This is a genomic window from Rhodoglobus sp. G.S.4, assembly GCF_056619605.1.
This window is the reverse complement of record NZ_CM152748.1, coordinates 1,542,698-1,566,313: the sequence shown is the minus strand read 5'-3', so window position 1 is coordinate 1,566,313 and position 23,616 is coordinate 1,542,698. Positions and strand designations below refer to the sequence as shown.

Below are 23,616 nucleotides of genomic sequence, written 5' to 3'. Positions count from 1 at the left end.
TTATGTGCTGTGTTAGCGCTTAGACGCCGAAGTACAGTTCGTACTCGTACGGGTGCGGGCGCTGTGCGAATGGGAGCAGTTCGTTCGTACGCTTGTAGTCGATCCAGGTCTCAATGAGGTCCTTGGTGAAGACGTTTCCTTCCATGAGGAACTCGTGGTCACCTTCGAGAGCTACGAGAGCTTCTTCAAGAGAGGCAGGAACCTGAGGAATCAGGCGTGCTTCCTCGGGAGGCAATTCGTAGAGGTCCTTGTCGACTGGCTCGTGCGGCTCAATTTTGTTCTTGATGCCGTCAAGGCCAGCCATGAGCTGGGCAGCGAACGCGAGGTAGGGGTTACCTGATGCGTCGGGTGCGCGGAACTCGATGCGCTTTGCCTTGGGGTTCGTTCCGGTAATCGGAATACGGATGGAAGCCGAACGGTTTCCGGCCGAGTACACGAGGTTCACGGGAGCTTCGAATCCTGGGATCAAACGACGGTACGAGTTGACGGTCGGGTTGGTGAATGCGAGCACCGCTGGTGCGTGCTTGAGCAGTCCACCGATGTACCAACGAGCCACGTCGCTGAGTCCGCCATAGCCCTTTTCGTCATAGAACAACGGAGTTCCGTCGTTCCACAGCGACTGGTGCGTGTGCATTCCCGAACCGTTGTCGCCAAAGAGCGGCTTCGGCATGAACGTTGCAGTCTTGCCCCATTCGTTCGCCGTGTTCTTGACGATGTACTTGAACTTGAGGATGTCGTCGCCAGCGTGAACCAGAGTGTCGAACTTGTAGTTGATCTCACCCTGCCCTGCCGTGCCGACCTCGTGGTGGCTGCGTTCGACGTCGAGTCCGACATCGATGAGCTTGACGACGATGTCGTCGCGCAAGTCAGCGTGCTGGTCGACGGGGGAGACGGGGAAGTAGCCGCCCTTGAATGGCGTTTTGTTTGCGAGGTTTCCGCCTTCTTCCGTGCGTCCGCTGTTCCAAGCACCTTCGCTGGAGTCAACTTCGTAGAAGCTCTTGTTGGCGCTTACTTCGTAGCGAACATCGTCGAAGATGTAGAACTCTGCCTCGGAGGCGAAGAAAGCAGTGTCGGCGATTCCTGTCGACGTGAGGTACTTCTCAGCCTTCTTGGCTACCTGGCGCGGGTCGCGAGGGTAAATCTCACCATTGCGCGGGTTGTAGATGTCGAAAATGATGATGAGGGTGCGCTCGACACGGAACGGGTCAACGTATGCGGTGGTGACGTCGGGGATGAGCTGGAGGTCTGATTCGTGGATCGACTGGAAACCGCGGATTGATGAACCATCAAAGAGCTGGCCTACGGTGAAGAAGTCTTCGTCGACGGTGGCAGCAGGAATGTTGAAGTGCTGCTGGATTCCGGGCAGATCGGTAAACCGGATGTCGAGAAACTTCACGTCTGTGTCCTTGATAAATGCAAGAACCTCAGACGAATTGGAAAACTTCGGATGAGACATTGAGTGGAACTCCAAGGTGTTCATTGGCGATCGGCTGTCGTTACAACCACCTCTTAGGGTACAGAACCCGAGTTTCACAATCATCACCGAATTGTTTCGGGCGTGTTACATGAGAGGTATTGGTTAGGCTGAGGCAGTGAATCAGCAGCAAAACTCTAACGATCAGTGGCCGGGCAAGCGAATCGGACTCCCTGCCGAGGGCCCACGTTCGATTGTGCGACTCGGCCGTCGCCTTGTCGCCTTGGCGATCGACTGGGGTTTTGCCGTCGTTGTATCGATTGCCTTTTTTGATTATGACGCGTTCGCGACCCTTGCTGTTTTCGTGACAGCCGAGATCGTCTTGCTCATCACAGCGAATGGCAGCTTCGGGCACCTCATTATGGGGATGCGAGTGGTGCCCCTTGCCGGAGGCTACCTCGGTGTCTGGCGTCCCATTGTGAGAACGCTCCTCATGGCCATTGTGATCCCGGCGGTGATTTGGGACATCGATCAGCGAGGCATGCACGATCGACTAGCAGGGACTCTACTCGTTCGTCGCTAGCCCGGCAGGTCTGCGCAAGCAGCACACTCCTGCACGTGGCGCGAGAAGTGCTAAGCGCGTTGTGAGCGCTGCGCGCGGGCTTTCATCGGATCGATTCCCTTGGGAATGGGCAGCCCATTCTTGTCGAGGGACGTAAGACGATTCGAAATCGCGAGTATTTCTGGCTTGCGGAGAACGCTCTTGAGTCGACCGAGGGCGGGGGCAAGTTTGTGAAGCGGCACCGACTCAGCGTCAGGGCCGACATAAATGAAATGGACGGGAACGTTGGGCAAGAAGCGAACAAGCTTGCGACGTTCGTCTTCAAGCATCTTTTGCGTGCGGCTTCGCGGGCCTTCGCCGATTAGTGCGACGCCACCCTTGCCGACCGCACGATAGACAGCATCCTGGGTCTTGGGGCTAATCGCGACCGGCATTTCGCTCGCGGTCCAGCCGCGGCGAAGAGAACTCTTCAAAACGGCGCCAACTGCACCGGGCTCGCCAGCGATCTGCGAGTAGGCAGCGCGTTCGGCGCGACGACCGAGAACGATGAGGAAGGCGAGGAGTCCAGCCATAGCGCCAGCAATGATATAGAGGACGAAGCCGAGTACGTTGTCTGCAGAGAGCAGGAACGCAAGGGCGAGTCCGACGACTATCGGCAGCAGGAATGCGAGCAAGAAGAACCATACTGCGAGGTTGTCGTACCGCCTCGTCATCTGGAAGACCTGATACATCTGCTTGATGCGGCCTGGTTCTTTTGGAGCCTTTGTCGTCTTTTCTCTGCGTGCCATGCTTCTAGGATACGGCCTAGAGCGCGTTCCGGAATTCCGGATCTGAGCTCTCGCCGCAATCGGATCGTTCTCAAAGGAGAGGCGCGCCCACCTCGCCCCAACGGGTAGGGGTAATGGACGGTTTTCCCCAGCTCGCCTCTCGTCCCCAGTGCCCCCGGAATTCTCCGCAAAGAATGGTTCCGTGACTGATGACGTTGTGGCTGGCTATAGGAGTGTTCGGGTTCTGGAAGAGAACGCTCGGGCACGCCTTGTTCTTGCCCACGCTCGACGGCGGAAGCGGATATCCGCACAAGATCAGCACTCTGTAACTCCGCAATCATCTGCGGAAAGCTGGCCTGAAATTCGATCTCTCAAACAATTCCCGAAGACCACGACGAGCACGCAAATACTTAATGAGATCCACTGTCTCTCTCTGGCTAGTGGTCGTCACGTTCCCGATATCGACGATGTGGCTGCGTCCGCGGACGACGAGCCGATTCTGGTCGTGCGATGGGGCGGAGGCGTTTCGCTCCGAAAGATTCTGCGCGATCGCGACTCGTTGCGTCCAGGCGAGGCGATCACGATCGTTGCACCGCTCCTGACGTCACTCGGCCGTGCGCATCGATCGGGTGTCGCGATCGTCGCAATAAATCTGGATGCCGTCCAATTTGATGAGACGGGGTGCCCATTCTTTACTGATTTCAGTTTCGCGCAGCTTCATACCGCACCGCGAACACCTCACGAGCTCCAGATTAACTGTGCTTTCACCGATGATCGTCGATTGTTGGCACAGCTCGCTCGAAGCGTTCTCGCCGCTGTGCGCGGTGATCGAGACGGGCAGCGTGCGGTGTGCGAGCTCGATGATTGGCTCGCTGACGATGCTCACTTCGATGAACCCAACTGGGATCACCACCTAGAGAGGCAACTGTTCAGCATTGGCGCTCCTGAGCCGCTGCGGCTCAACAGCGATGCCCCCCAGTCCGCCGCTGAGGAACCGACCGCCCTCCGCGTGAGTGCTGTCGTCGATCGTGCGGTGCACACTGAGAGCGAAGCCAGTTCCGTTCTTGCTCTACCGCCGTGGCTCGACCTTGACCTCACGCAGGTGCTTGAGTTAGTGCGCCGGCGGAGCGCGGCGGGGATTCGTGCGGCATCTGCGTGGTGCAGGCCCGTTCGCAAGCGAACGTGGCTGTTCGCGACTGCTGGCCTACTCTGTGTGTTGCTCGCTGGCGTGGTCCTCGCCGTCGATGCAACCGATGAGGGCGAGGCTGCAGTGCAGGCGAATCGACTCTCCGGTCCGGTGGAGGAAGAACCAACTGAAATCACTGAGGAAACGGTCGATGCGCCGGTATCGGTGGCGCTGCTCGGGGGTGAGGCCGCGGATGCATTGCCTGTGTTGTTGAAGGCCAGGTCAGAATGTCTTCGAGACCTCTCCACGGTGTGTCTTGAGTCTGTTTCTCTTGTCGGCACCCCGTCGTATGCGAGCGATGTCGCGCTGGTCAACGCCGTACTCGCTGGCGGTGAGTTCCCGACTGCGTCGCTTTTCGCTATCGAGAAAAGTGTGGAAGTTCAACAACTTGGGGATAGCGTCCTTTTTGAGTTCGCGACAGCGGATACAAGCAAACCGGCCTCGATCCTTCTGGTGAAGGGCGAGGCCGGTTGGCGAATAAGAAGCTACACGCTTGCTCAGTAGTGCGTAGTTATCTAGATTCCGAGCTTGTCGGCGAAATCGCCACCCTCGAGACGGTTCTTCATGTCAACGAGGAAACGAGCTGCGTCGGCGCCATCTACGATGCGGTGATCGTAGCTGAGAGCCAAGTAGACCATCGAGCGGATGCCGATTGAGTCACCGTTAGCGTCGCTGATGACAACGGGCTTCTTCGTGACGATTCCGGTGCCGAGGATGGCGGATTGCGGGAGGAACACAATCGGAGTGTCGAAGAGTGCGCCGCGCGAACCTGTGTTAGTTAGCGTAAACGTTCCTCCAGAAAGCTCGTCGGGCGTGAGCTTGTTGTCGCGGGTTCGCTTGGCGAGATCGGCGATCTCTCCAGCGAGTCCTGCAAGGTCAAGCGATGCCGCGTCGCGGATGACCGGTGTGAGGAGCCCACGCTCGGTGTCGACAGCAATGCTGATGTTTTCCTGCGCAGGGTACACGATCGAGTTGCCTTCGATTGTCGCGTTGATAATCGGGTTCGACGTGAGTGCTTCAGCTGCCGCAAGGGCAAAGAATGGCAAGAACGAAAGCTTCGTTCCGGTCTTCTCTAGGAACTTGTCCTTGACCGAAGTGCGGAAGTTGGCCACTGCGGTGACATCGACCTCAACCACCGAGGTGAGTTGCGCGGAGGACTGCATCGAAATGACGGCACGCTCAGCGATGACCTTGCGCAAGCGAGACATCGGTACTGTCGTTCCGCGCAACGGTGAAACTTCGCGAGCAGCGGGTGCACTTGCAGCAGCCGCGGGCGCTTCTACGTTAGCGGCCTTTTCGCTTGCTTCGAGAACATCCTGCTTACGAATTCGACCACCAACACCGGTACCGGTGATTGTGCTCAAGTCAACACCACGCTCATTAGCTAGCTTGCGCACGAGGGGAGTGAGGTACCCGGCCTGCGAGTCATCAGCGTCGGAGTCATCAGCCTCGGAATCGTCAGCGTCAGAGTCATCAGTCTTAGTGTCGCTGTTGGACTCGACACTAGCTTCTGCTGCAGCGTGAGCCGGAGCTTCAGCAGCAGGCGCAGCCTCAGTAGCTGCAGCCTCAGTCGCCTGAGTTTCCTCGGCAGGAGCCTGCTCAGCGGCAGGAGCTTCCTCAGCGGGGGCTTGCTCGGAAGCCGGAGCTTCAGCGGAAGGCGCCGCAGCCGGAGTTGGCTCGGGCTCAGCCGCAGCAGGTGTCGCTTCGGGCTGTTCTTGAGCTGGTGCTTCTTGAGCTGGTGCTTCAGCAGCGGGCGCAGCTTCAGCAGCGGGCGCAGCCTCGGTAGCGGCCTCAGCAGCCGGGGCGGTCGCCTCAGCTTCAGCGGCGGCGGGTTCGGCGGCGGGAGCAGCATCAGAGCCGCCAGATCCGTCACCGATTCGTACCAGTGCAGTGCCCACTTCTACTGTTTCGTCTTCGGCGACCAGGATCTCTTCGATGACGCCGGCGACAGGAGAAGGAATCTCCGTGTCGACCTTGTCAGTTGAGACCTCGAGTAGGGGCTCATCGACCTCTACGCTATCGCCGACTTGCTTAAGCCAGCGGGTCACCGTGCCCTCGGTGACACTCTCGCCGAGTGCCGGAAGGTTAACGGATTCGCTCATCAGTACTGCTCCTTTGTGATGCTTGTCATCAATAGCTTAGTTCCGTGGTTGAGGCGGAGCCTATACCGCGTGAAGCGGTTTACCGGCCAGAGCGAGGAATGCCTCGCCGAGGGCCTCGTTTTGGGTGGGGTGTGCGTGAAGCAGCGGCGTAATGTCCTCTGGATGCGCTTCCCAGTTGACGATGAGCTGTGCTTCACCAATCAGTTCGCCTACTCGTGCACCAATCATGTGGACGCCGATGACGGGCCCGTCGACTACCCGAACTACCTTGATCGATCCAGCAGTACCGATGATGGCGCTCTTGCCGTTTCCGCCAAGGTTGTAGTCGTAAGCCTTGACGTTGTCCGCGCCGTGAAGCTCAATGGCCTTCGTTTCGCTGAGACCTATGGAGGCAACTTCAGGGTCGCTGTACGTGACCTTGGGGATGTTGAGGTCGTCGATAACGATCGGCTTGAGGCCAGCGATTTCTTCGACAACGAAGATTCCTTGCTGGAACCCGCGGTGTGCGAGCTGGAGGCCAGGAACAATGTCGCCTACGGCGTAGATGCCGGGAACGTTGGTTGCGAGTCGGTCATTGGTTAGCACGAAGCCGCGATCCATTTCGATGCCAACTTCTTCGAAGCCAAGCCCGGCAGTGGATGGTCCACGCCCGACAGCAACCAGAAGAAGCTCCGCCTCGACAGTCTCACCGTTCTCCAGCGTGACAACGACACCGTCATCGTTCTGCTCAACGCTCTTGAAGCGCACACCGGTGTGGAAGTTGATTCCGCGACGGCGGAACGCACGTTCGAACTGCTTGCTGACGGATTCGTCCTCATTGGGAACGAGGTGAGGGAGACCTTCGATGATCGTCACGTCGGCGCCCCAGCTCTTCCACACGCTAGAGAATTCGACACCGATGACGCCGCCGCCGAGAACGGCAACCTTCTTCGGAACGAAGTCGAGTTCAAGAGCCTGTTCGGAGGTGATTACTCGACCGCCGATTTCGAGACCGGGAAGCGAGCGAGAGTAGGAACCTGTGGCAAGAACTACATTCTTGCCAACTACGGTGTCTTCACCGACCTGGACGGTATTGGGCGCGACAAGCTTGCCCTCGCCCTCGATGACGGTGATTCCGCGCATCTTGATGAGTCCCTGAAGGCCCTTGTACTTGCTGGCAACGATGTCCTGGCGGTACTTCGTTACCCCCGCGATGTCAATGCCTTCAAGGGTGGTGTTTACGCCGTACTTAGCCGCTTCCCGAGTAACGTCAGCAACTTCTGCCGAGTGGAGAAGCGCCTTCGTCGGAATGCAGCCGACGTGGAGACACGTGCCGCCGAGCTTGCCCTTCTCGATCAAGCCAACGGTCATGCCCAGTTCGGAGGCGCGCAACGCGGCTGCGTAGCCACCGCTTCCTCCACCAAGAACGACAAGGTCAAAATTGTGCTCAGCCAATACAGCAGCTCCTCTGTAAGGAAATTTGTTCGACGGTACGCAGAGTGTGTTCACGGTGCGACCGGATGGTGCGGAAAGTACCCGCGTAAAAACCTTACTACGGTCGAGAAAATTCCTCGGCCAGTTCGATGAGCGTTCTTACACCGATTCCGGTTGCGCCCTTGCCGATGTAACCCCAGCCAGTGGCGCGATTATCGGAAGGCCCGGCAATATCGATGTGCGCCCACGGGATAGTTTCGGTGCTGTCAGCGCGCTTGCCAACGAAGTCCTTAAGGAAAGCGGCAGCGATCAGCATGCCTCCCGCCGAGTTCCCCGCCTTTATGTTGGCGATGTCCGCAATGTCCGAGGCAAGCATCGGGCGCAGTTCTGGGCTGATCGGCATTGGCCAGAAAGGCTCTCCGACTCGATCAGCAACCGCAACTACCTGACCTACGAGTTCCTTGTCGCCCATTGTCCCCGCATAGCGATTTCCGAGGGCGACAACCGCCGCGCCGGTGAGCGTCGCGATATCGACAATGGCATCGGGGTTCTCTTCGCTGGCGGCGACGAGGCCATCGGCCATGACCAGGCGGCCCTCAGCATCCGTGTTGAGGACTTCAACGGTCTTACCGCCGCGAATGGTCAGTACATCGTTGGGGCGGATAGCGGTGCCAGATGGCATGTTTTCCGCAAGGCAGAGCCACGCAGTAAGGCGAACCTTGGTGCCGAGTTTCGCGCACGCTTCGACTACAGCCATGACGGTTGCTGCGCCACTCATGTCGAACTTCATGCCGATCATGCCGAGTCCTGGTTTGAGTGATAGCCCGCCGGAATCAAACGTGATTCCTTTACCAACCAGTGCAAGGTGCTTGGTGGCGCCTGCCGGGTTGTAGCTGAGCTTCACCAGTCGGGGTCCGCGGCTCGATCCTTGACCTACACCGAGGATGCCGCCATATCCGCCATCTTCGAGTTCTTTCTCGGCAAGGATTTCTACCTCGATATTATCGAGATCGGCCAGCGCACTTGCGCGTTCAGCGAAGGTAGCGGGGTAGAGCTCACCGGGAGCTTGATTGACAAGGTCGCGGGTCACGTGGGTGGCATGGGCGATGATGAGCGCGCGCTCTACTAACGCAGGGTCGTCTGCCGGGCTTACTACCGTGATCGTGGCGGCAAGGCTCTTTGCGGCATCGGGTGCAGTTGACCGGTAGACGTCGTAGGAGTATGCGCCGATCGCTGCGCCTTCTAGGGCCGCGAGCGTGTCCTCAGATGATTCGATACCTAAGGCGAGAGAAATGTGCGCAGCACCCTTCAACTGGCGAGCAGCGGAGCCAGCGGCGTAGCGCACAACCTCGGCGGTAACTTCCTTGTCTCCGAGGCCGATGAAGGCAACTGCTGGTGCTGAGATTCCGGAAGCGGGGATGCGGTAAAGCTCATCCTGAGCGCCAGTCGCGCCGATGATCTTCAGCGCGTCAGCAAAAGGCGCAAGCGCGGCAGAACTGTCGACCAATTGCGGTCCAGATTCCGTCTTTACCACCCCAATTACGAGTACATCGGATTCAATTTCAGAGGCGGGCGCGGTGGACAAATGCAAAGTAGCAACGGTCATACCCTCATGATATCCAGCATCCGGCTGCGTGTTCGCTAGCAGCTTGATGTTGTGGGCCGTAATCCTCAGGATGCAGGCGCCCACGCGATTAGAGTTGAATCATGCGAGATCCGGCAGGCCTATACGACATCGTCACCGATGTTGCTGCAGTGCCCCGCGGCCTCCCACTGGTAGCGGGTCTTACGGGCTTTGCTGATGCTGGCGGGGCTGTCAGTCAGCTCAGCCAATACCTACTCGATACGCTCGAACGCACGGTGGTTGCATCATTCGACAATGACACCCTTCTTGACTACCGGGCGCGACGACCGACGATCTATTTCGATCAAGACCACTTGAGTGATTACCGTCCGGCCAAGCTTGAGCTGTATCTCGCCAAGGACGAGCTAGGGCAACCCTTCTTGTTGCTTACGGGGTACGAACCAGATTTTCAGTGGGAACGATTCTCGGCTGCAGTCCTCCGCCTTGTTGAGAAATTCGACGTAGCGTCAACCACTTGGGTTCACGCTATTCCCATGCCGGTTCCGCACACGAGAGGTATCGGCGTTACCGTCAGCGGCAATCGCACTGAGCTGATTGACGCACTTTCCGTCTGGAAGCCTCACACGCAGGTCCCGGCAAACGCCATGCACCTCATTGAGTTCCGCTTGCAAGAGCTCGGGCATCCGACCGCAGGTTTCGTCTTACTCATTCCGCACTACTTGGCCGATACCGAATGGCCGACCGCCGCTGTTACCGCGCTAGAAAGCGTGAGCGCGGCGACTGGCTTGATTTTTCCCACCGATCGACTGCGTGAAGATGGCCGGGAATTTTTGGCCAAGATCGATAGCCAAGTCGAGAGCAATCAAGAACTCGCGCGCCTCGTCGGCACTTTAGAAGAGCGTCACGACAATTACATGGAAGAAAATCCGATGCGGTCGCCACTGACCGATGAGGATGGCGAATTGCCGTCGGCCGATGAAATCGCCGCAGAACTGCAAAAGTTCCTCGCCATCAAGCGCGCGGGCGATGACAATAGCAACCCGGGACTCCCTCTTTAGCTCTGGTGTGTAACCGCCCAAAAGCGTGGCATACTAGAAGTAAGACCCGTTCTTGTTCTGGGACTTTTGTGCAGTGCACAAAAGGTTCAGATACTTGACATGGGTCTTAGTACTGCCCGAAAACCTCGGAAAGGTGTTCACATGGCGACCCGAACCAAGACTGCGGAGTCCGTAACCGCATCGAAGAAGGCTCCTGCTAAGACAGCAGCGAGCACGAAAGCCGCCGCAGCGGCCGACGAGGCGACCACATCTGTTGATGGCGTGGAGACTGCCGCCAAGAAGCCAGCAACCAAGAAGGCGACGACGACGAAGTCGGCCGCCGAATCGGCAACGGCAAAGAAGGCTGCAGCAGTGAAAAAGCCAGCCACAGCTAAGGCGCCGGCCAAGGCGAAAGCCCCGGCCAAGGCGAAAGCCCCGGCCAAGGCCCGTAAAGCTGCCGCTTCGACCGTCGAAATTGTTGAGGCTGATGGTAACGAGGAGCCGAAAGACGACGACCAAGAAGAGAAGTCGACGAGCAAAGACGAAGCGCTGCCCACTGGTGCGCTCGTACTCTCGCTCGTTGATGATGAAGATGACGTTCCGGTTTACTCGGCTGCGATCACCGGAGCAACTGCTGACCCCGTCAAGGACTACCTGAAGCAGATCGGTAAAGTTGCTCTGCTCAACGCGGCTCAAGAAGTTGAGCTCGCGATGCGTATCGAAGCGGGACTTTTCGCTGAAGACAAGCTCGCTGCGATGACTCCAGCCGAAGTTCGTTCGACTCTTGGTCGCGAACTTCAGTGGGTTGCCAAAGACGGTCAACGCGCTAAGAGCCACTTGCTTGGAGCCAACCTTCGACTGGTTGTCTCGCTCGCCAAGCGTTATACGGGCCGAGGAATGCAGTTCCTTGACCTCATTCAAGAGGGAAACCTCGGTCTTATCCGTGCTGTTGAGAAGTTCGACTACACCAAGGGCTTCAAGTTCTCGACCTATGCAACGTGGTGGATTCGCCAGGCGATTACCCGGGCGATGGCCGATCAGGCTCGCACGATCCGCATCCCCGTGCACATGGTTGAAGTCATCAACAAGCTTGCCCGCGTTCAGCGCCAGATGCTCCAGGACTTGGGTCGCGAGCCCACTCCGGAAGAGCTTTCGCGCGAACTCGATATGACCCCTGAGAAGGTTGTCGAAGTTCAGAAGTACGGGCGTGAGCCAATTTCGCTCCACACGCCGCTTGGTGAAGACGGCGATAGCGAGTTCGGTGACCTCATCGAGGACACCGAGGCCGTAGTTCCTGCGGATGCCGTTGGATTCACCATGTTGCAGAAGCAACTGGAGAGCCTGCTTGATTCACTTTCCGAGCGCGAAGCTGGAGTAATCCGCATGCGCTTTGGACTCGGCGATGGAATGCCGAAGACTCTCGACCAGATCGGTGACACGTTCGGTGTTACGCGCGAGCGCATCCGACAGATTGAATCCAAGACGATGGCCAAGCTGCGCCACCCGTCACGTTCGCAGTCCCTACGCGACTACCTCGAATAGGCCAACAATGGGTTCTGAAGCGAATGCGGGAAAGAGTCTCACCGTCGAGGTAGATGGAGTTGTTTACGAGCGACTTCCCATCAAGACTCGCTTGGTGGTTCATAATGACGACATAGTTCAGGTTGTCACGGAGTACGCGACAGACGTCGTGCGCGATGGCGACATTCTTTTCGTGACGGAGAAGATCGTCGGAATCACGCAGGGCCGCGCGTACCCAATCTCTGAGGTTGTACCGCGCAAACTTGCGACGACGCTCTCGAAATACGTCACCAAGACCTCTCATGGCATTGGCCTTGGCATGCCCGAGACGATGGAAATGGCGCTTCGGGAGTGTGGAACGCCCCGGATTCTTTTTGCTGCAGCGGTCGCCGCCGTCACGAAGGCTTTTGGCCGCCGTGGTGATTTCTACCGGATTGCTGGTCCGAAGGCTCGCGCCATCGATGGCCCGACAAAGAACACCATCCCGCCGTACGATTCCCACGTCGTGCTCGGCCCGGCTCGGCCCAATGGCGTCGCGAACGATATTGCTCAGGCTCTCGGCGGTTCGATCACGGTGGCAGTCGTCGATATCAACGACTTCGGTGGCAACGTTCTCGGCTCAACAGACAAGAGCACGAACGCGTTAGTACTGCACGTTCTCAAAGATAATCCGCTCGGGCAAGACCACCAGAGCACGCCACTTGGTGTCATCCGTCGCGCTGCAGTTTAGATTCCGGCTGCCGGCGTAACTGCCTCGAACTGTGGCAGCTGCCGAACAAGGTGTGCAACTAGAAGTCGATTACTTCGCGGAACTTGGGCAACAAACCTGTCTTGATTCCGGTCAGGCTCGGTTTCATCTGAAACACGCCAGTGTTGTAATTGCCTTCGATAATTGCCGGACCTGTGGTCGAAATTGCGATGTCCCATCCGACATACGGTATCTGCGGAATGATGCAAGAGACCGTGTCGAGGGTACTCAGTACCTCGTCGTAGAGGGGAACTTTGAACCCGACGATTGGGGTTCCTGTTTGTGGATGAGTAACGAAAGTATTCGCGTACTTATCGAAGGCGCCATAGGGGGCGATGCCAGTTTTTTCGTCGAGAACGGTATACATGCCGCCTCGGCCATAGTTATCGACGTCGGCGCCGTTGCCCATGCGCAGTACCGCCTCAAGGACATGCACATCGGTTCCATCGAAGAAAGTGATCATGCGCAGCGAGTTGACGCTAGTAGGACACAGCGCTGACATACCAGGGTGTTGCTCGATGAACGCTTCCACCAGAAACTGGCGATTGTTCATGAGCTCGCGGTACAAAGCAGGAGCATCAGCTAGTTCTTGACCGGAATGTTTCGCGATTCCGGCACCGCTCATGCTGTCGACCACTTTGACCATGATGGGGTCATGGGAACCGACAAATTCGACAAACTCAGACTCCGTGGCGGTTCTGAGATCTAGCCAATCACGACCAAGCCATTCGTTGAACGTTGTGTTGAACGTTGGTTTGTCGTAGAAGCGTTGTCGAAAGTCACGCTGGTTATATTTGACGACGATCGAGTTTGCATTCCCGCTCGTGATCCACGTGCGTCGTTCGGCGCGACTGAGCACGTTAAATTCGAATTCCTCATAGTCGAGGTAACCCGCTTGATAAACGAGCGAGCACCACACCATGTCGAGCAAAATTTGGATGACCGGAGTGCGGTCGCGCGCGCTAATGGCCCGCGCAACCGCCAACATATTCGAAACGTCCAAAGACTTCAGACGCGACACATAATGCCGGATGCGCTTCACAGTTCTCCTACGAAGGTCACACCGACACGGGGGCCGGTTACGAGCTAGCTAGCGGGCGAAACTAAACGGTGCGTCCAGAGGCCAGACGGCTCGACTCGTCGATCCACCCAAGAGCGGTAGGGAAGAGCTTCTCCTTGAATTTTGCGCCGTGGTGAGCGCAGAAGAGGAGATCGCCACTGGCGAGAGTCGCGCGAATGTATGCCTGCGCGCCACAACTGTCACAGCGATCGAGCGCCGTGAGGGTGTAGTCCATCTCATCGACTGTGGTGTCTTCTGTTGCAATGTTCGACATGGCCTACTCCTTCTTGCTTGCGGTTGTTAATCCGTACGCCTATACAAGCATGCGGACCTGCGGATTGTTCCTATATCGAGGGCATTTCGCTCAGCGCGTATCAGAATCAGTCCATGGCGGTCTCAGTGCGCGATGGGTGTTGATGGGCAGCAATGTCGTGCGGAGAACGTAGTCTTAACGCTGGTCTTCCGTCGTCAAACCCTAGGAGCACATCATGGCGAGCTCTGACTATTCAGCCCGTCACCTTTCAGTACTTGAGGGGCTCGAAGCTGTACGCAAACGTCCCGGTATGTACATCGGTTCCACTGACTCCCGCGGGCTTATGCACTGCCTATGGGAAGTCATCGACAACTCAGTCGACGAGGCGCTCGACGGGCACGGTTCAGAAATCAGCGTGATTCTGCACGCTGACGAGAGCGTTGAAGTGCGAGACCAAGCACGGGGCATCCCCGTCGATATCGAACCTAAGACCGGGCTCTCAGGGGTCGAAGTAGTTTTCACAAAGCTGCACGCCGGAGGCAAGTTTGGTTCGGGCTCGTATGCGGCATCCGGTGGTCTTCACGGTGTCGGCGCCTCGGTCGTCAACGCTCTGTCTGAACGACTCGACGTTGAGGTCGACCGCGACGGCAAGACCTGGGCAATGTCATTCCATCGTGGCGAGCCAGGAACATTCGCGGACACGGGCGCACCTACGCCAGACGCACCATTCACTCCTTTCGTTTCCGGCAGTGAACTTCGCATCGTTGGCAAGGTGCCCAAGGCACGCACCGGTACCCGTGTTCGTTACTGGGCTGACCGCCAGATTTTCACCAAGGGCGCAACATTTCAGTCTGACGGATTGATCGATCGACTTCGCCAAACCGCGTTCCTCGTGCCCAACCTCACGTTGAATGTCACGGACGAGCGCGGTGACGAGCCCCGCCACGAGAGCTTCGCGTTTGAAGGCGGAATCTCAGAGTTCGTTGAACATCTCGCCGTTGATCCGCCCATTACCGACACGTGGCGGCTCACTGGCTCAGGCGGCTTCACTGAGAGCGTGCCCGTCTTGCAGCCAAACGGTCACATGGTTTCTACCGAGGTCTCCCGAGACTGCGTCGTGGATGTCGCTCTCCGTTGGGGCACGGGGTACGACACTGTGGTCAAGAGCTTCGTCAACATCATTGCTACCCCCAAGGGCGGAACGCACCTCGCAGGTTTTGAGCAGAGCTTGCTCAAGTTCTTGCGGGCCGAGACAGAAAAAAATTCACGACGACTGAAGCTGGGCAACGACAAGCTCGACAAAGACGACGTACTTGCTGGTCTGACGGTTGTATTGACAGTGCGATTGCCAGAGCCTCAGTTCGAAGGGCAAACTAAGGAGATCTTGGGAACCCCGGCGGTACGCGCAATCGTCGCGAAGGTTGTTGCCACCGCTCTGGCTGAAAAGTTCTCATCGACGAAGCGCGACGACAAGGCTCAGTCCTCGTTGGTGCTCGACAAGGTCGTTGCTGAAATGAAGTCGCGCATTTCCGCGCGTGCCCATAAAGAGACTCAACGCCGAAAAAATGCGCTCGAGAGCTCGAGCTTGCCGGCGAAACTTGTGGACTGCCGCTCGAGCGATGTTGCCAATAGCGAACTATTTATCGTCGAGGGTGACTCGGCACTTGGCACGGCGAAGCTCGGCCGTGACAGTGAATACCAAGCGTTGCTACCCATCAGAGGCAAGATCCTCAACGTTCAAAAAGCATCGATTAGCGACATGTTGTCGAATGCAGAGTGCGCGTCGATCATTCAAGTTATTGGTGCTGGCTCCGGGCGAAGCTTTGATCTTTCAACAGCCCGCTACGGCAAGGTCATCATCATGGCCGATGCAGATGTCGACGGTGCCCACATTCGTACCTTGCTCCTCACTCTCTTCTTCCGCTACATGCCTGACATGATTCGTGACGGCCGGGTCTACGCCGCGGTCCCACCACTTCACCGGGTAGTCGTGATCAATCCAGGGTCGAAGCCCAATGAGACGATCTACACGTACTCCGAAAAGGAACTCAACGGCGTCTTGGCTGGCCTCAAAAAGTCGGGCAAGCGCTACCAAGATCCCATCCAGCGCTACAAGGGTCTGGGTGAGATGGATGCCGATCAGCTAGCGACGACGACCATGGATCGCAATAACCGGGTGCTGCGTCGCGTGAACATCTCGGATGCCGAACAAGCCGGAACCGTGTTCGAGCTGCTCATGGGCAATGAGGTTGCTCCGCGCAAGGAGTTCATCATCCAGGGTCAGGGTCTCGACCGCGACCGGATCGACATCTAGCGACGGAAGGGCCGCCGCCTACACAGCCGACTGCCCAGCTAGGGAGTCGTTCCAATCGAGCCAATTACGCCGTCAAGAGGTGCCCCTGAGGCATCGCGTTTCACTAGCTCTGTTGGGAGGTGACGTACGACCCCATCGGGCGCTACGGCGGTTGCAGGAGCCGCTCCGACCCATCCAAGGGTGAGCACGTCTTCGCCCTTGAGGAGTGAGTGTGCGCGCACCCCGCCTGTTCCTCGTCCTTTGGCCGGGAACTGGTCGAATTCGCTTACCTTAGCGCGGCCAGGGTCGGTGCCGGCAATCGTTGCGCTCGAACCGGAAACGGTCACGGCTACAGGGGTGGTGCTTGGGTCGATGGAATCGAAGAAGATCACGGCGGCGCTGGACTCCACGCGGATTCCGGCCATTCCTCCAGCCGTGAGTCCTTGGGGGCGCACTGATGACGCCGCAAAGTGAAGCAATTGTGCATTTGAGGTGATGAATGTGAGTTCATCACCGTCTTTGCTGTGTCCCGCTCCGACCAGTTCGTCGCCATCTTTCAGAGCGATGATCTCGAAGTCAGGTTTCGATGGCCACGCGCCGGGGGTGACCCGCTTTACCGTGCCGAGTCGAGTTCCCAACGCGATCGGCTGATCGCTCTCGAGCGAGACGAAAGCCAATACTTTCTCTTTGCCATCGATTGCTAAGTATTCGTTGATCTTGGATCCGGCTCCCAGCTGCACCGAGCTTGATGGAACGTTCGGCAGTTCCATCGCCGTGAATCGAATGAGGCGGCCACGGCTTGTGATTGCGCCGACTTCGGTGCGGCTTGTTGTTGTAACGCGCGAGCGAATCGCATCATGCTGTGATCGACGGGGAGTGGCAAGGACGGTTTCACCCTCGGGTATACCAACGCGGATGACGCGGCCCGTTGTTGACAGCAGAATGACGCACGGCTCGTCCGCTATTTCGAGCACCGGCAAGTTCTTGCGGGCGGCGGAGCGTGAGGTTGTTGCGATCGATGCGGGAGCTTCGGTGAGTAGCGTGCGTCGCGGTGTACCAAATTTCTCAGCGACTTCTTCGAGTTCGTCTGAGACGAGTGCGCGAATCAGTTTTTCGTCTGCCAGTAGGGCTTCAAGGCGCGCAATCTCGGCACGCAACTTGTCGGCCTCTGCCTCGAGTTCGATCCGGCTGAACTTCGTGAGTCGTCGCAAGCGCAGCTCAAGAATGTATTCAGCCTGCAGTTCGCTCAGATCGAAGACATCGCGCAGGCGCGTTCGCGCTTGATCGCTGTCATCACTCTGGCGAATGACTTGAATCACTTCATCGATGTCGACGATCGCGACGAGCAGTCCCTTGACCAGGTGCAAGCGCTCACGGTGCTTGGTTAGACGAAAATTGCTGCGCCGCGTAACCACTTGGAGGCGGTGCTTGAGAAAAACTTCAAGCAGCGCTTTGAGGCCCAAAGTTTGTGGGCGACCGTCAACGAGGGTGACGGCGTTGATGCTGAAGTTGTCTTCTAGGGGAGTGAGGCGATAGAGCTGTTCGAGGACAGCATCCGGGCTGAAGCCCGTTTTGATTCCGATGACAAGGCGAAGACCATGATTTCGGTCAGTGAGGTCGGTAACGTCAGAGATGCCGACGATCTTTTTTGCGTTGACGCCGTCTTTGATCTTTTCGATCACACGCTCGGGGCCAACGAGGTAGGGGAGTTCGGTGACGACGAGCCCCATTTTGCGGGCTGTGATGGATTCGACAGAAACTTTCGCTCGTGTCTTGAACGCTCCTCGGCCGTTCGCGTACGCATCCTTTACACCGGCGAGTCCGATGATTTTTCCCCCGGTCGGCAAGTCTGGACCGGGTACGAACTGCATGAGTTCTTCGAGCGAAGCGTCGGGATTTGACAGCAGGTGGCGTGCGGCTCCCACGACCTCGATGAGGTTGTGCGGTGCCATGTTCGTTGCCATGCCGACAGCGATTCCGCTGGCGCCGTTGACGAGCAGATTGGGGAATGCCGCAGGCAAAACTTCTGGCTGAGTTGTGGAGTTGTCGTAGTTCGGCACGAAGTCGACGACGTCTTCGTCGAGGTTGTCGGTCATTGCGATCGCGGAGGCCTGCAAGCGTGCCTCGGTGTAACGCGGGGCAGCGGGACCATCATCGAGCGAGCCAAAGTTACCGTGGCCGTCAATGAGCGGAACGCGAAGAATAAAGCTTTGGGTCAGTCGAACCATCGCGTCGTAGATTGACGCGTCACCGTGAGGGTGGAGTTTTCCCATGACGTCGCCAACGACGCGGGAGGACTTGACGTGACCCTTTTCGGGGCGCAGCCCCATCTCGCTCATCTGGTACAAAATGCGGCGTTGTACGGGCTTGAGGCCGTCGCGGGCATCGGGAAGAGCGCGCGAATAAATCACGGAGTAGGCGTACTCCAAGAACGACCCCTGCATTTCAGTGGTTACATCGATATCTTCGATGCGTTCGCCGGCAGGGGAGTCTGGGGTGGGTTTTGTGGGAGTAGCCATAGGATTGCCCTAATGTTACCGGCGCTTAACCCAGACTCAGCGAACCTCACCGATGTGTTGTCAAGTTCACTCCAGGCAATCGAAGGTGAGGCTAATCGCTTAAGCTTGCCATCCGTCCGGCACGCGGTAGTTGTGCTCGTCGATGGCCTTGGCGCTCAGAGCTTGAAGGCCCGCGCCGGCCACGCGCGCACTCTCAGTTCTGCGTTCTCAAAAACTTCGGTGATTCAATCAGGATTTCCCACCACAACGGCAGCAGCGCTAGCGAGCCTGACGACTGGCGCTCGAGCTGGCCAGCATGGGTTGGTCGGCTATAGCGCTCTCGATACCGTCAATGACCGGGTGGTCAATCAGCTTTCTGGTTGGGATGCTCGGCTCGACCCTGCCGTATGGCAGCGTGTTCCGACTCTCTTCGAACGCGCTAGCGAGCGCGGACACACGGCAGTGGCGGTTGGGGCGGCTCGCTATCGCGACTCTGGGTTCACTCGAGCCGTACTGCGTGGAGCGAAATACGTCGCGGCAGGTTCTTTAGCTGACCGATTGCGCGCGGCCGTGGCAGTTGCCGGCTCGAGTGATGCGGCATCCCTCACCTACGTTTATGCACCAGAACTTGACATGGCCGGTCACGCTAACGGTTGGCAGTCACCGCAATGGACTCACGCGCTGGAAGCTCTCGATGGGGCTCTCGCCGGTGTTGTTGTGCAGCTTGCTGATGATCAGGGAATGCTCGTTACCGCCGATCACGGCATGGTGGATGTTCCTGCCCACGCTCATGTGCTCTTCGACACTTCGCCAGAGCTCCTTGCTGGCGTGCGTCACGTTGCCGGAGAACCTCGCTGTTTGCAGCTTCATTATGAACCGTCATTGACGACGGATGAACGCACCGAGGTCTTCGATCGTTGGTACGCGGCTGAGAGTCATCGTTCGTGGGTCGTTAGCCGTGACGACGCAATAGCTGCTGGCTGGTTCGGCGATGTCGCCCCTGCAGTCGCACCGCGTATTGGCGACATCATCGTTGCGGCACGCAAGGCAATCGCGTACTACGACTCACGAATTCCGAATGATCACGGTCGACTCATGGTTGGTCAGCATGGATCGTGGACAGACGATGAGCTGCGCGTTCCGCTCGTGCGTTTCGGCGCGTTTGCCCATTAGCGGGTTGCGCTGGATCTAGCGGTTTAGGCAGGGTCGTCGTCTGGCTTCGTACCGAAGACGATGTCATCCCAGCTGGGCATTGCTACACGTCGCCTGCGCGACTTAGTGGTCGGTTGGGGCGCAGTTGCCTGAGGCGGGGCAGGAGCATCATGACGCTGTTCAACAACCGGTGGATCGAGAAGGCGCATTGATGCTTCGGGGGCTGCCGCGGGCGAGTCATCCTCGTCAGAAGCATCGAAGCTCGCAGGCTCTCGCTCACCGCGGCGTCTGCGCAGCGCATCAAGAAGATCAGCCGTTTGATTACCAACCCCAGCTTCGGCGGTGCGATCACGCATGACTGGGAGTTCAGCTGGCCGAACGGGCGTTGGTTCGTCATCGAGACCGTTCATGTCAAACGCCCCGCTGTCGAAGCGAGCGGCATCCGCTGCACTGTCTACGGGCGCAACGGCACGGAGTCGAGGGATAAGGGCGCCAGTGGACTCTCCTTGCTGCGACAAGGTCTTAGCTTCGTTGTTGAGGGGAGCTAGTGATTGACGTTTCGGATCAAATTGCCAGCGAGCGTCGTGGTCAATCTCGCTCGCGGTAAAAGCTAGTTTGACGATCCACCCGGTTTCGGGATCTTTCCAGCTTGCCCAACGCTCATCTGTGGCACGGAGCTCGAGGAGGCGATCGCGAATAGCGGATCCGAAAGTGCGCGAGGAGGTGAGAGTGTCAGTCTCGCCAGCAACGTGCACGGGAATTCCCAGCGCGGATTCAATGACAAACTCACGCTCGGCCATGACGGGACCTTCGAAACGAAGAATGTATTCCAAATCGGCACCGGTGACACTCGCGACGTCTTGCGCAGACATTCCGGCACGGATGTGCGCCTGGATTTCACGGGGCGCAATTTTGGGGCTAGCGCTGGCTTGACCGCGACTCTGGCGGAGGCGTGACTGCAGCACGCTATCTACCGCGAGGCGGTACTGCGTTCCATCAGTGCCTGAAACGATCAGTGCACCGTCTTGTACTTCGACTACCCGAAGGTCTTCCATAGTGAACTTCTCCAGCCCTGACGATTCTGTTTCAGGATCGCATGAAGTTGCCCGAAAACGTGGGAATAACACGCCTCGGATAACAGTTGTCTCAGGCGCTGCACAGTGATGCAGATTCGGCGGTTTGCATTTCGGCTCGCTTTCATGGAGACTGTGCCCGCCGATTCCGGTGATTCAACGTAAAACAGAAGTGGATGGGCATGGCCACCGACTACGACGCACCTCGTAAGACTGACGACGACTCCGAGTCGATCGAAGCTCTTAAAGAGCGTGTTCCTGACAAGATGTCGGGCTCGGTTGACGTCGACGATTCAGATAACCCTGCGAACTTTGAACTCGCTGGGGCAGACCTTTCTGATCTCGACCTCGACGTGGTTGTTCTGCCTCCTCAGGCCGACGAATTCACTTGCGTGAGCTGCTTCCTTGTGAAGCACCGCTCGCAGGTAGACCACACCACCAAGCTCGGCGCTATCTGCTTGGAGTGCGCAGCCTAGACTGCGCAATTGCTTCAGCAAGCAACTCGGGAGTGCGACTCGACAACAACCAATATGGTGTCGGGTCGCCCTCATCGTTGACTTCGAGTTTCGCTACGGGAGAAACCCAGCCCCGAATCATTAGCCACGCACGAGCGTCGAGTCGCTGACCTCGTTCGAGAGTCGCCTCAGCCCCGTGGAATGTCGTTACCGCGCCAATGATTGAAATCGGCAGCCGTGCTTTTCCGGCCCGAAGTTCAGTCTCATCAACTTCAATCGTTGGTGCCGATGCCACGAGAAATAAGACGATTCCCCCATACAACACCGCTGCGGTGATGTAGCCGGCAAGAATGTTGATGGGCATAAAGACCAAGATGCTTGCGGGAATGATGAGTGCGGTGCTGACATATAGCCAAGCAGTTGGCCACAAACGTTCGCGATAGATAGTCACTCATCCATTACACACTGCTTTTCTTGATGGCGTTTCGGGCTGGCTGGCGTTCTGCACTAGCCTCGACTCGTGATTGACAACGTAGAGGTGCTCATCTCCGGTGGGCAAACTCCCACCTATGCACATCCCGGTGATGCCGGAGCTGACCTGTATTCGGCAGGAAGCTACTCCCTACCTCCCGGCCACCGCGACACCGTCGCTACCGGAGTTTCGCTCGCGCTTCCCGATGGATACGTTGCTTTTGTTGTGCCACGAAGTGGTTTGGCGGCACGCAGCGGAATCACTATTGTGAACAGCCCGGGCACCGTAGATGCCGGATATCGTGGAGAAATTCGCGTTACCTTGCTTAATACGGATACAGCATCCACATTCGAGATCGAGCCGGGGGATAGAATCGCGCAATTGATCGTTATGCCGGTGTCCCGTGCTCGCTTCATCCCGGTATCGACACTTCCCGGCAGTCATCGCGGTGAGTCGGGCTTTGGCTCGACCGGATTCCGTGCAGATTCAACTCAACAAGGAGCCACTTCGTGAGCGACAACACCGAATCTCTTGAACCTCAAGACCAGCCAAAATCAGCGCCAGAGAATCGTGCAAGCGAGGGTCCGCTTGACGAGAGCGAAGCCAATGCAGTGCGACCCTATGTCGACCTCGGTGGCGTGAAAATTCTGCCTCGCCAAGAACTGCACTTGCGCCTTGAAGTTGAGGAAGCCAGCAAGCGTGTTGTTGCGGTCGGACTGGACTATTCGGGTTCTACACTTCAAATTCAGCCGTTCGCTGCTCCGCGATCAAGCGGGCTGTGGCACGAAATTCGCCAGCAGATTATTGATCAGGTGCACACCCAGGGTGGGACGACGAAGGTTTCGGAAGGCCCATTTGGGCCTGAAGTGTTTGCAGAGATTCCGGTTGCCGGGGCACAGTCTGGTGAGAAGCGAATCGCTCGCTTTGTTGGCGTTGACGGTCCGCGTTGGTTCCTGCGTGGCGTGATCGCTGGTGAGGCTCTCACTAATGCGGATGCCGCGACAAAGATCGAAGACCTGTTCCGTTCCATCGTCGTCGTTCGGGGCAATACGCCAATGCCGCCGCGGGACCTGATTCCGCTGCACATGCCAGCAACGGGAGAGAAGGAAGCTCAGGCGTGAGTTCTTCCGACCTGCCGTCTGGAGCGCCGGAGGATCCTTCCTCGGCGGACCCTTCGTCGGCCGAACCGTCGGTGCGTGACGCTCTCGCGGCTGCCGCACGCCGATCCGCGGTTGGGCATGTGGCTCCTGGCGAGACGCCTACGGGTGGCGCATTGCTCGCCGCCATGGGGGGAATTCGAGGACTCGTCGAGTCGATTCTTCCCGGGCTGAGTTTTCTGGTTATTTTCACTCTCACTCAACAGTTGGTCATCTCGGTTGCTGCCCCGGTGATCGTGGCTTTGGGGTTCGTTGCGGTTCGCTTGATCACGCGCACTCCTGTGTCGTCAGCCCTTGTCGGCGTTGTCGGAGTAGCGCTGTCAGCGGGACTGGCGCTTATTACCGGGCGAGCCGAAGACAATTTCGTCCTCGGCTTCATCATTAACGTGGTCTTCCTTGTCGCCATCATCGTCAGCATCATCGTTCGTCGACCTCTCGTCGGATTGATTGCGATGCTCTTGGTTCCTTCTGCTGCTGACTGGCGTGAGGACAAAGCGAAGTTTCGCGTTGCGTCCATCGCTACCGTCATGTGGGCGGGATTATTCGCACTTCGACTCGGCGTCGAGTTGCCGCTCTATTTCGCCGAAGAGACTCAGGCTTTGGCCACGATGAAGCTTCTCTTGGGCGTACCGCTGTATGCGGGAGTGTTGTGGGTTACATGGTTGCTCATGCGCACGGCCTACGGACGAACGGCATCCGACTAGTTCGTGTTTTTCGTCGTGGCGATCTCGCCCGAGGTTCGCGATGGTGTATATTTATCTCGACGTCAAGATACTTTTGGCCGCAATCGTAGTCTTGTTGCTGCGATTCAGCCTTAGGCTTGCCTTGCTGGATGCAGCGCACGCTCCGCGCAAGGATTGATGAACCG

General features: G+C 57.8%; 21 protein-coding genes. 11 read left to right on the top strand and 10 right to left on the bottom strand.

What is annotated here, in order from left to right; all coding sequences use genetic code 11:
• Positions 1–19 precede the first annotated feature (19 nt).
• A complete protein-coding gene (glnA, locus tag AC061P_RS07590; protein ID WP_449646791.1) occupies positions 20–1,456 on the bottom strand; it encodes a type I glutamate--ammonia ligase in 1,437 nt (478 codons plus the stop codon).
• A 136-nt stretch (positions 1,457–1,592) separates the two neighbouring features.
• On the opposite strand from glnA, the gene AC061P_RS07585 reads away from it, so the two are divergent.
• Positions 1,593–1,997: an RDD family protein gene (locus AC061P_RS07585; protein WP_480390819.1), complete on the top strand. Its 405-nt coding sequence runs from the start codon at positions 1,593–1,595 to the stop codon at positions 1,995–1,997.
• A gap of 50 nt (positions 1,998–2,047) precedes the next feature.
• Here AC061P_RS07585 and AC061P_RS07580 read toward each other — a convergent pair whose 3' ends face one another.
• On the bottom strand, positions 2,048–2,764 hold the full coding sequence (locus AC061P_RS07580; protein ID WP_480390818.1) for a DUF4191 domain-containing protein: 717 nt from the start codon (positions 2,762–2,764) through the stop codon (positions 2,048–2,050).
• Positions 2,765–3,212: 448 nt separating this feature from the next.
• Here AC061P_RS07580 and AC061P_RS07575 point away from each other — a divergent pair, with 448 nt between their 5' ends.
• A complete protein-coding gene (locus AC061P_RS07575; protein ID WP_480390817.1) occupies positions 3,213–4,433 on the top strand; it encodes a hypothetical protein in 1,221 nt (406 codons plus the stop codon).
• A gap of 11 nt (positions 4,434–4,444) precedes the next feature.
• Here the strand turns inward: AC061P_RS07575 and sucB are convergent, their stop codons facing one another.
• From sucB to AC061P_RS07560, 3 genes are all read right to left on the bottom strand, one after another.
• A complete protein-coding gene (sucB, locus tag AC061P_RS07570; protein WP_449646787.1) occupies positions 4,445–6,031 on the bottom strand; it encodes a 2-oxoglutarate dehydrogenase, E2 component, dihydrolipoamide succinyltransferase in 1,587 nt (528 codons plus the stop codon).
• A gap of 60 nt (positions 6,032–6,091) precedes the next feature.
• Entirely contained in the window at positions 6,092–7,465 is a 1,374-nt protein-coding gene (gene lpdA, locus AC061P_RS07565) for a dihydrolipoyl dehydrogenase (protein WP_480390816.1), read from the bottom strand.
• 97 nt (positions 7,466–7,562) lie between these two features.
• Positions 7,563–9,050: a leucyl aminopeptidase gene (locus AC061P_RS07560; RefSeq protein ID WP_480390815.1), complete on the bottom strand. Its 1,488-nt coding sequence runs from the start codon at positions 9,048–9,050 to the stop codon at positions 7,563–7,565.
• Positions 9,051–9,151: 101 nt separating this feature from the next.
• On the opposite strand from AC061P_RS07560, the gene AC061P_RS07555 reads away from it, so the two are divergent.
• From AC061P_RS07555 to AC061P_RS07545, 3 genes are all read left to right on the top strand, one after another.
• Positions 9,152–10,087: a proteasome assembly chaperone family protein gene (locus AC061P_RS07555; RefSeq protein ID WP_449646784.1), complete on the top strand. Its 936-nt coding sequence runs from the start codon at positions 9,152–9,154 to the stop codon at positions 10,085–10,087.
• Positions 10,088–10,186: 99 nt separating this feature from the next.
• Positions 10,187–11,608, top strand: a complete 1,422-nt coding sequence (locus tag AC061P_RS07550; RefSeq protein ID WP_480390814.1) for an RNA polymerase sigma factor — start codon at positions 10,187–10,189, stop codon at positions 11,606–11,608.
• A 7-nt stretch (positions 11,609–11,615) separates the two neighbouring features.
• Positions 11,616–12,317: a coenzyme F420-0:L-glutamate ligase gene (locus AC061P_RS07545; RefSeq protein WP_449646782.1), complete on the top strand. Its 702-nt coding sequence runs from the start codon at positions 11,616–11,618 to the stop codon at positions 12,315–12,317.
• A 58-nt stretch (positions 12,318–12,375) separates the two neighbouring features.
• On the opposite strand, the gene AC061P_RS07540 is transcribed toward AC061P_RS07545, so the two are convergent.
• Together AC061P_RS07540 and AC061P_RS07535 are read right to left on the bottom strand one after the other, a co-directional pair.
• On the bottom strand, positions 12,376–13,377 hold the full coding sequence (locus AC061P_RS07540) for a sugar-transfer associated ATP-grasp domain-containing protein (protein WP_480390813.1): 1,002 nt from the start codon (positions 13,375–13,377) through the stop codon (positions 12,376–12,378).
• A gap of 61 nt (positions 13,378–13,438) precedes the next feature.
• Positions 13,439–13,669: a DUF7455 domain-containing protein gene (locus AC061P_RS07535; RefSeq protein ID WP_449646780.1), complete on the bottom strand. Its 231-nt coding sequence runs from the start codon at positions 13,667–13,669 to the stop codon at positions 13,439–13,441.
• Between the two features lie 214 nt (positions 13,670–13,883).
• Between AC061P_RS07535 and AC061P_RS07530 the strand changes: the two genes are divergently transcribed.
• Positions 13,884–15,962 (top strand): DNA gyrase/topoisomerase IV subunit B, encoded by a 2,079-nt coding sequence (locus AC061P_RS07530; RefSeq protein WP_449646779.1) that lies wholly within the window; start codon positions 13,884–13,886, stop codon positions 15,960–15,962.
• Between the two features lie 38 nt (positions 15,963–16,000).
• Here AC061P_RS07530 and AC061P_RS07525 read toward each other — a convergent pair whose 3' ends face one another.
• Positions 16,001–18,460 (bottom strand): DNA gyrase/topoisomerase IV subunit A, encoded by a 2,460-nt coding sequence (locus AC061P_RS07525; RefSeq protein WP_480390812.1) that lies wholly within the window; start codon positions 18,458–18,460, stop codon positions 16,001–16,003.
• A gap of 12 nt (positions 18,461–18,472) precedes the next feature.
• Between AC061P_RS07525 and AC061P_RS07520 the strand changes: the two genes are divergently transcribed.
• Positions 18,473–19,612: an alkaline phosphatase family protein gene (locus AC061P_RS07520; protein ID WP_480390811.1), complete on the top strand. Its 1,140-nt coding sequence runs from the start codon at positions 18,473–18,475 to the stop codon at positions 19,610–19,612.
• Between the two features lie 23 nt (positions 19,613–19,635).
• Here the strand turns inward: AC061P_RS07520 and sepH are convergent, their stop codons facing one another.
• Positions 19,636–20,646 carry a septation protein SepH gene (gene sepH, locus AC061P_RS07515; protein ID WP_449646776.1) on the bottom strand — a complete coding sequence of 337 codons (1,011 nt, stop codon included), beginning with the start codon at positions 20,644–20,646 and terminating at the stop codon, positions 19,636–19,638.
• A gap of 200 nt (positions 20,647–20,846) precedes the next feature.
• Here sepH and AC061P_RS07510 point away from each other — a divergent pair, with 200 nt between their 5' ends.
• Positions 20,847–21,140: a DUF4193 domain-containing protein gene (locus AC061P_RS07510; protein WP_100389298.1), complete on the top strand. Its 294-nt coding sequence runs from the start codon at positions 20,847–20,849 to the stop codon at positions 21,138–21,140.
• Here AC061P_RS07510 and AC061P_RS07505 read toward each other — a convergent pair.
• Positions 21,115–21,570, bottom strand: a complete 456-nt coding sequence (locus AC061P_RS07505) for a DUF3093 domain-containing protein (protein ID WP_449646775.1) — start codon at positions 21,568–21,570, stop codon at positions 21,115–21,117. The two genes, AC061P_RS07510 and AC061P_RS07505, sit on opposite strands and share 26 nt — an antisense overlap.
• A gap of 69 nt (positions 21,571–21,639) precedes the next feature.
• Between AC061P_RS07505 and dut the strand changes: the two genes are divergently transcribed.
• Genes dut through AC061P_RS07490 form a run of 3 tightly spaced genes read left to right on the top strand, consistent with a single transcriptional unit; the run spans position 21,640 to position 23,452 of the window.
• Positions 21,640–22,104: a dUTP diphosphatase gene (gene dut / locus AC061P_RS07500; protein ID WP_449646774.1), complete on the top strand. Its 465-nt coding sequence runs from the start codon at positions 21,640–21,642 to the stop codon at positions 22,102–22,104.
• A complete protein-coding gene (locus AC061P_RS07495) occupies positions 22,101–22,712 on the top strand; it encodes a DUF3710 domain-containing protein (RefSeq protein ID WP_449646773.1) in 612 nt (203 codons plus the stop codon). The genes dut and AC061P_RS07495 overlap by 4 nt, the downstream gene beginning before the upstream one ends.
• On the top strand, positions 22,709–23,452 hold the full coding sequence (locus AC061P_RS07490) for a DUF3159 domain-containing protein (protein ID WP_449646772.1): 744 nt from the start codon (positions 22,709–22,711) through the stop codon (positions 23,450–23,452). The genes AC061P_RS07495 and AC061P_RS07490 overlap by 4 nt, the downstream gene beginning before the upstream one ends.
• Positions 23,453–23,616: the final 164 nt, after the last annotated feature.

Excerpts from the sequence above, each read along its gene's own strand:
- glnA (WP_449646791.1), bottom strand. The coding sequence starts at position 1,456 with ATGTCTCATCCGAAGTTTTCCAATTCGTCTGAGGTTCTTGCATTTATC.
- AC061P_RS07535 (WP_449646780.1), bottom strand. The coding sequence starts at position 13,669 with ATGTCGAACATTGCAACAGAAGACACCACAGTCGATGAGATGGACTAC.
- AC061P_RS07530 (WP_449646779.1), top strand. The coding sequence starts at position 13,884 with ATGGCGAGCTCTGACTATTCAGCCCGTCACCTTTCAGTACTTGAGGGG.
- sucB (WP_449646787.1), bottom strand. The coding sequence starts at position 6,031 with ATGAGCGAATCCGTTAACCTTCCGGCACTCGGCGAGAGTGTCACCGAG.
- AC061P_RS07580 (WP_480390818.1), bottom strand. The coding sequence starts at position 2,764 with ATGGCACGCAGAGAAAAGACGACAAAGGCTCCAAAAGAACCAGGCCGC.
- AC061P_RS07525 (WP_480390812.1), bottom strand. The coding sequence starts at position 18,460 with ATGGCTACTCCCACAAAACCCACCCCAGACTCCCCTGCCGGCGAACGC.
- AC061P_RS07520 (WP_480390811.1), top strand. The coding sequence starts at position 18,473 with ATGTTACCGGCGCTTAACCCAGACTCAGCGAACCTCACCGATGTGTTG.
- AC061P_RS07510 (WP_100389298.1), top strand. The coding sequence starts at position 20,847 with ATGGCCACCGACTACGACGCACCTCGTAAGACTGACGACGACTCCGAG.
- AC061P_RS07560 (WP_480390815.1), bottom strand. The coding sequence starts at position 9,050 with ATGACCGTTGCTACTTTGCATTTGTCCACCGCGCCCGCCTCTGAAATT.
- AC061P_RS07550 (WP_480390814.1), top strand. The coding sequence starts at position 10,187 with ATGGGTCTTAGTACTGCCCGAAAACCTCGGAAAGGTGTTCACATGGCG.
- AC061P_RS07555 (WP_449646784.1), top strand. The coding sequence starts at position 9,152 with ATGCGAGATCCGGCAGGCCTATACGACATCGTCACCGATGTTGCTGCA.
- AC061P_RS07545 (WP_449646782.1), top strand. The coding sequence starts at position 11,616 with ATGGGTTCTGAAGCGAATGCGGGAAAGAGTCTCACCGTCGAGGTAGAT.
- sepH (WP_449646776.1), bottom strand. The coding sequence starts at position 20,646 with ATGGAAGACCTTCGGGTAGTCGAAGTACAAGACGGTGCACTGATCGTT.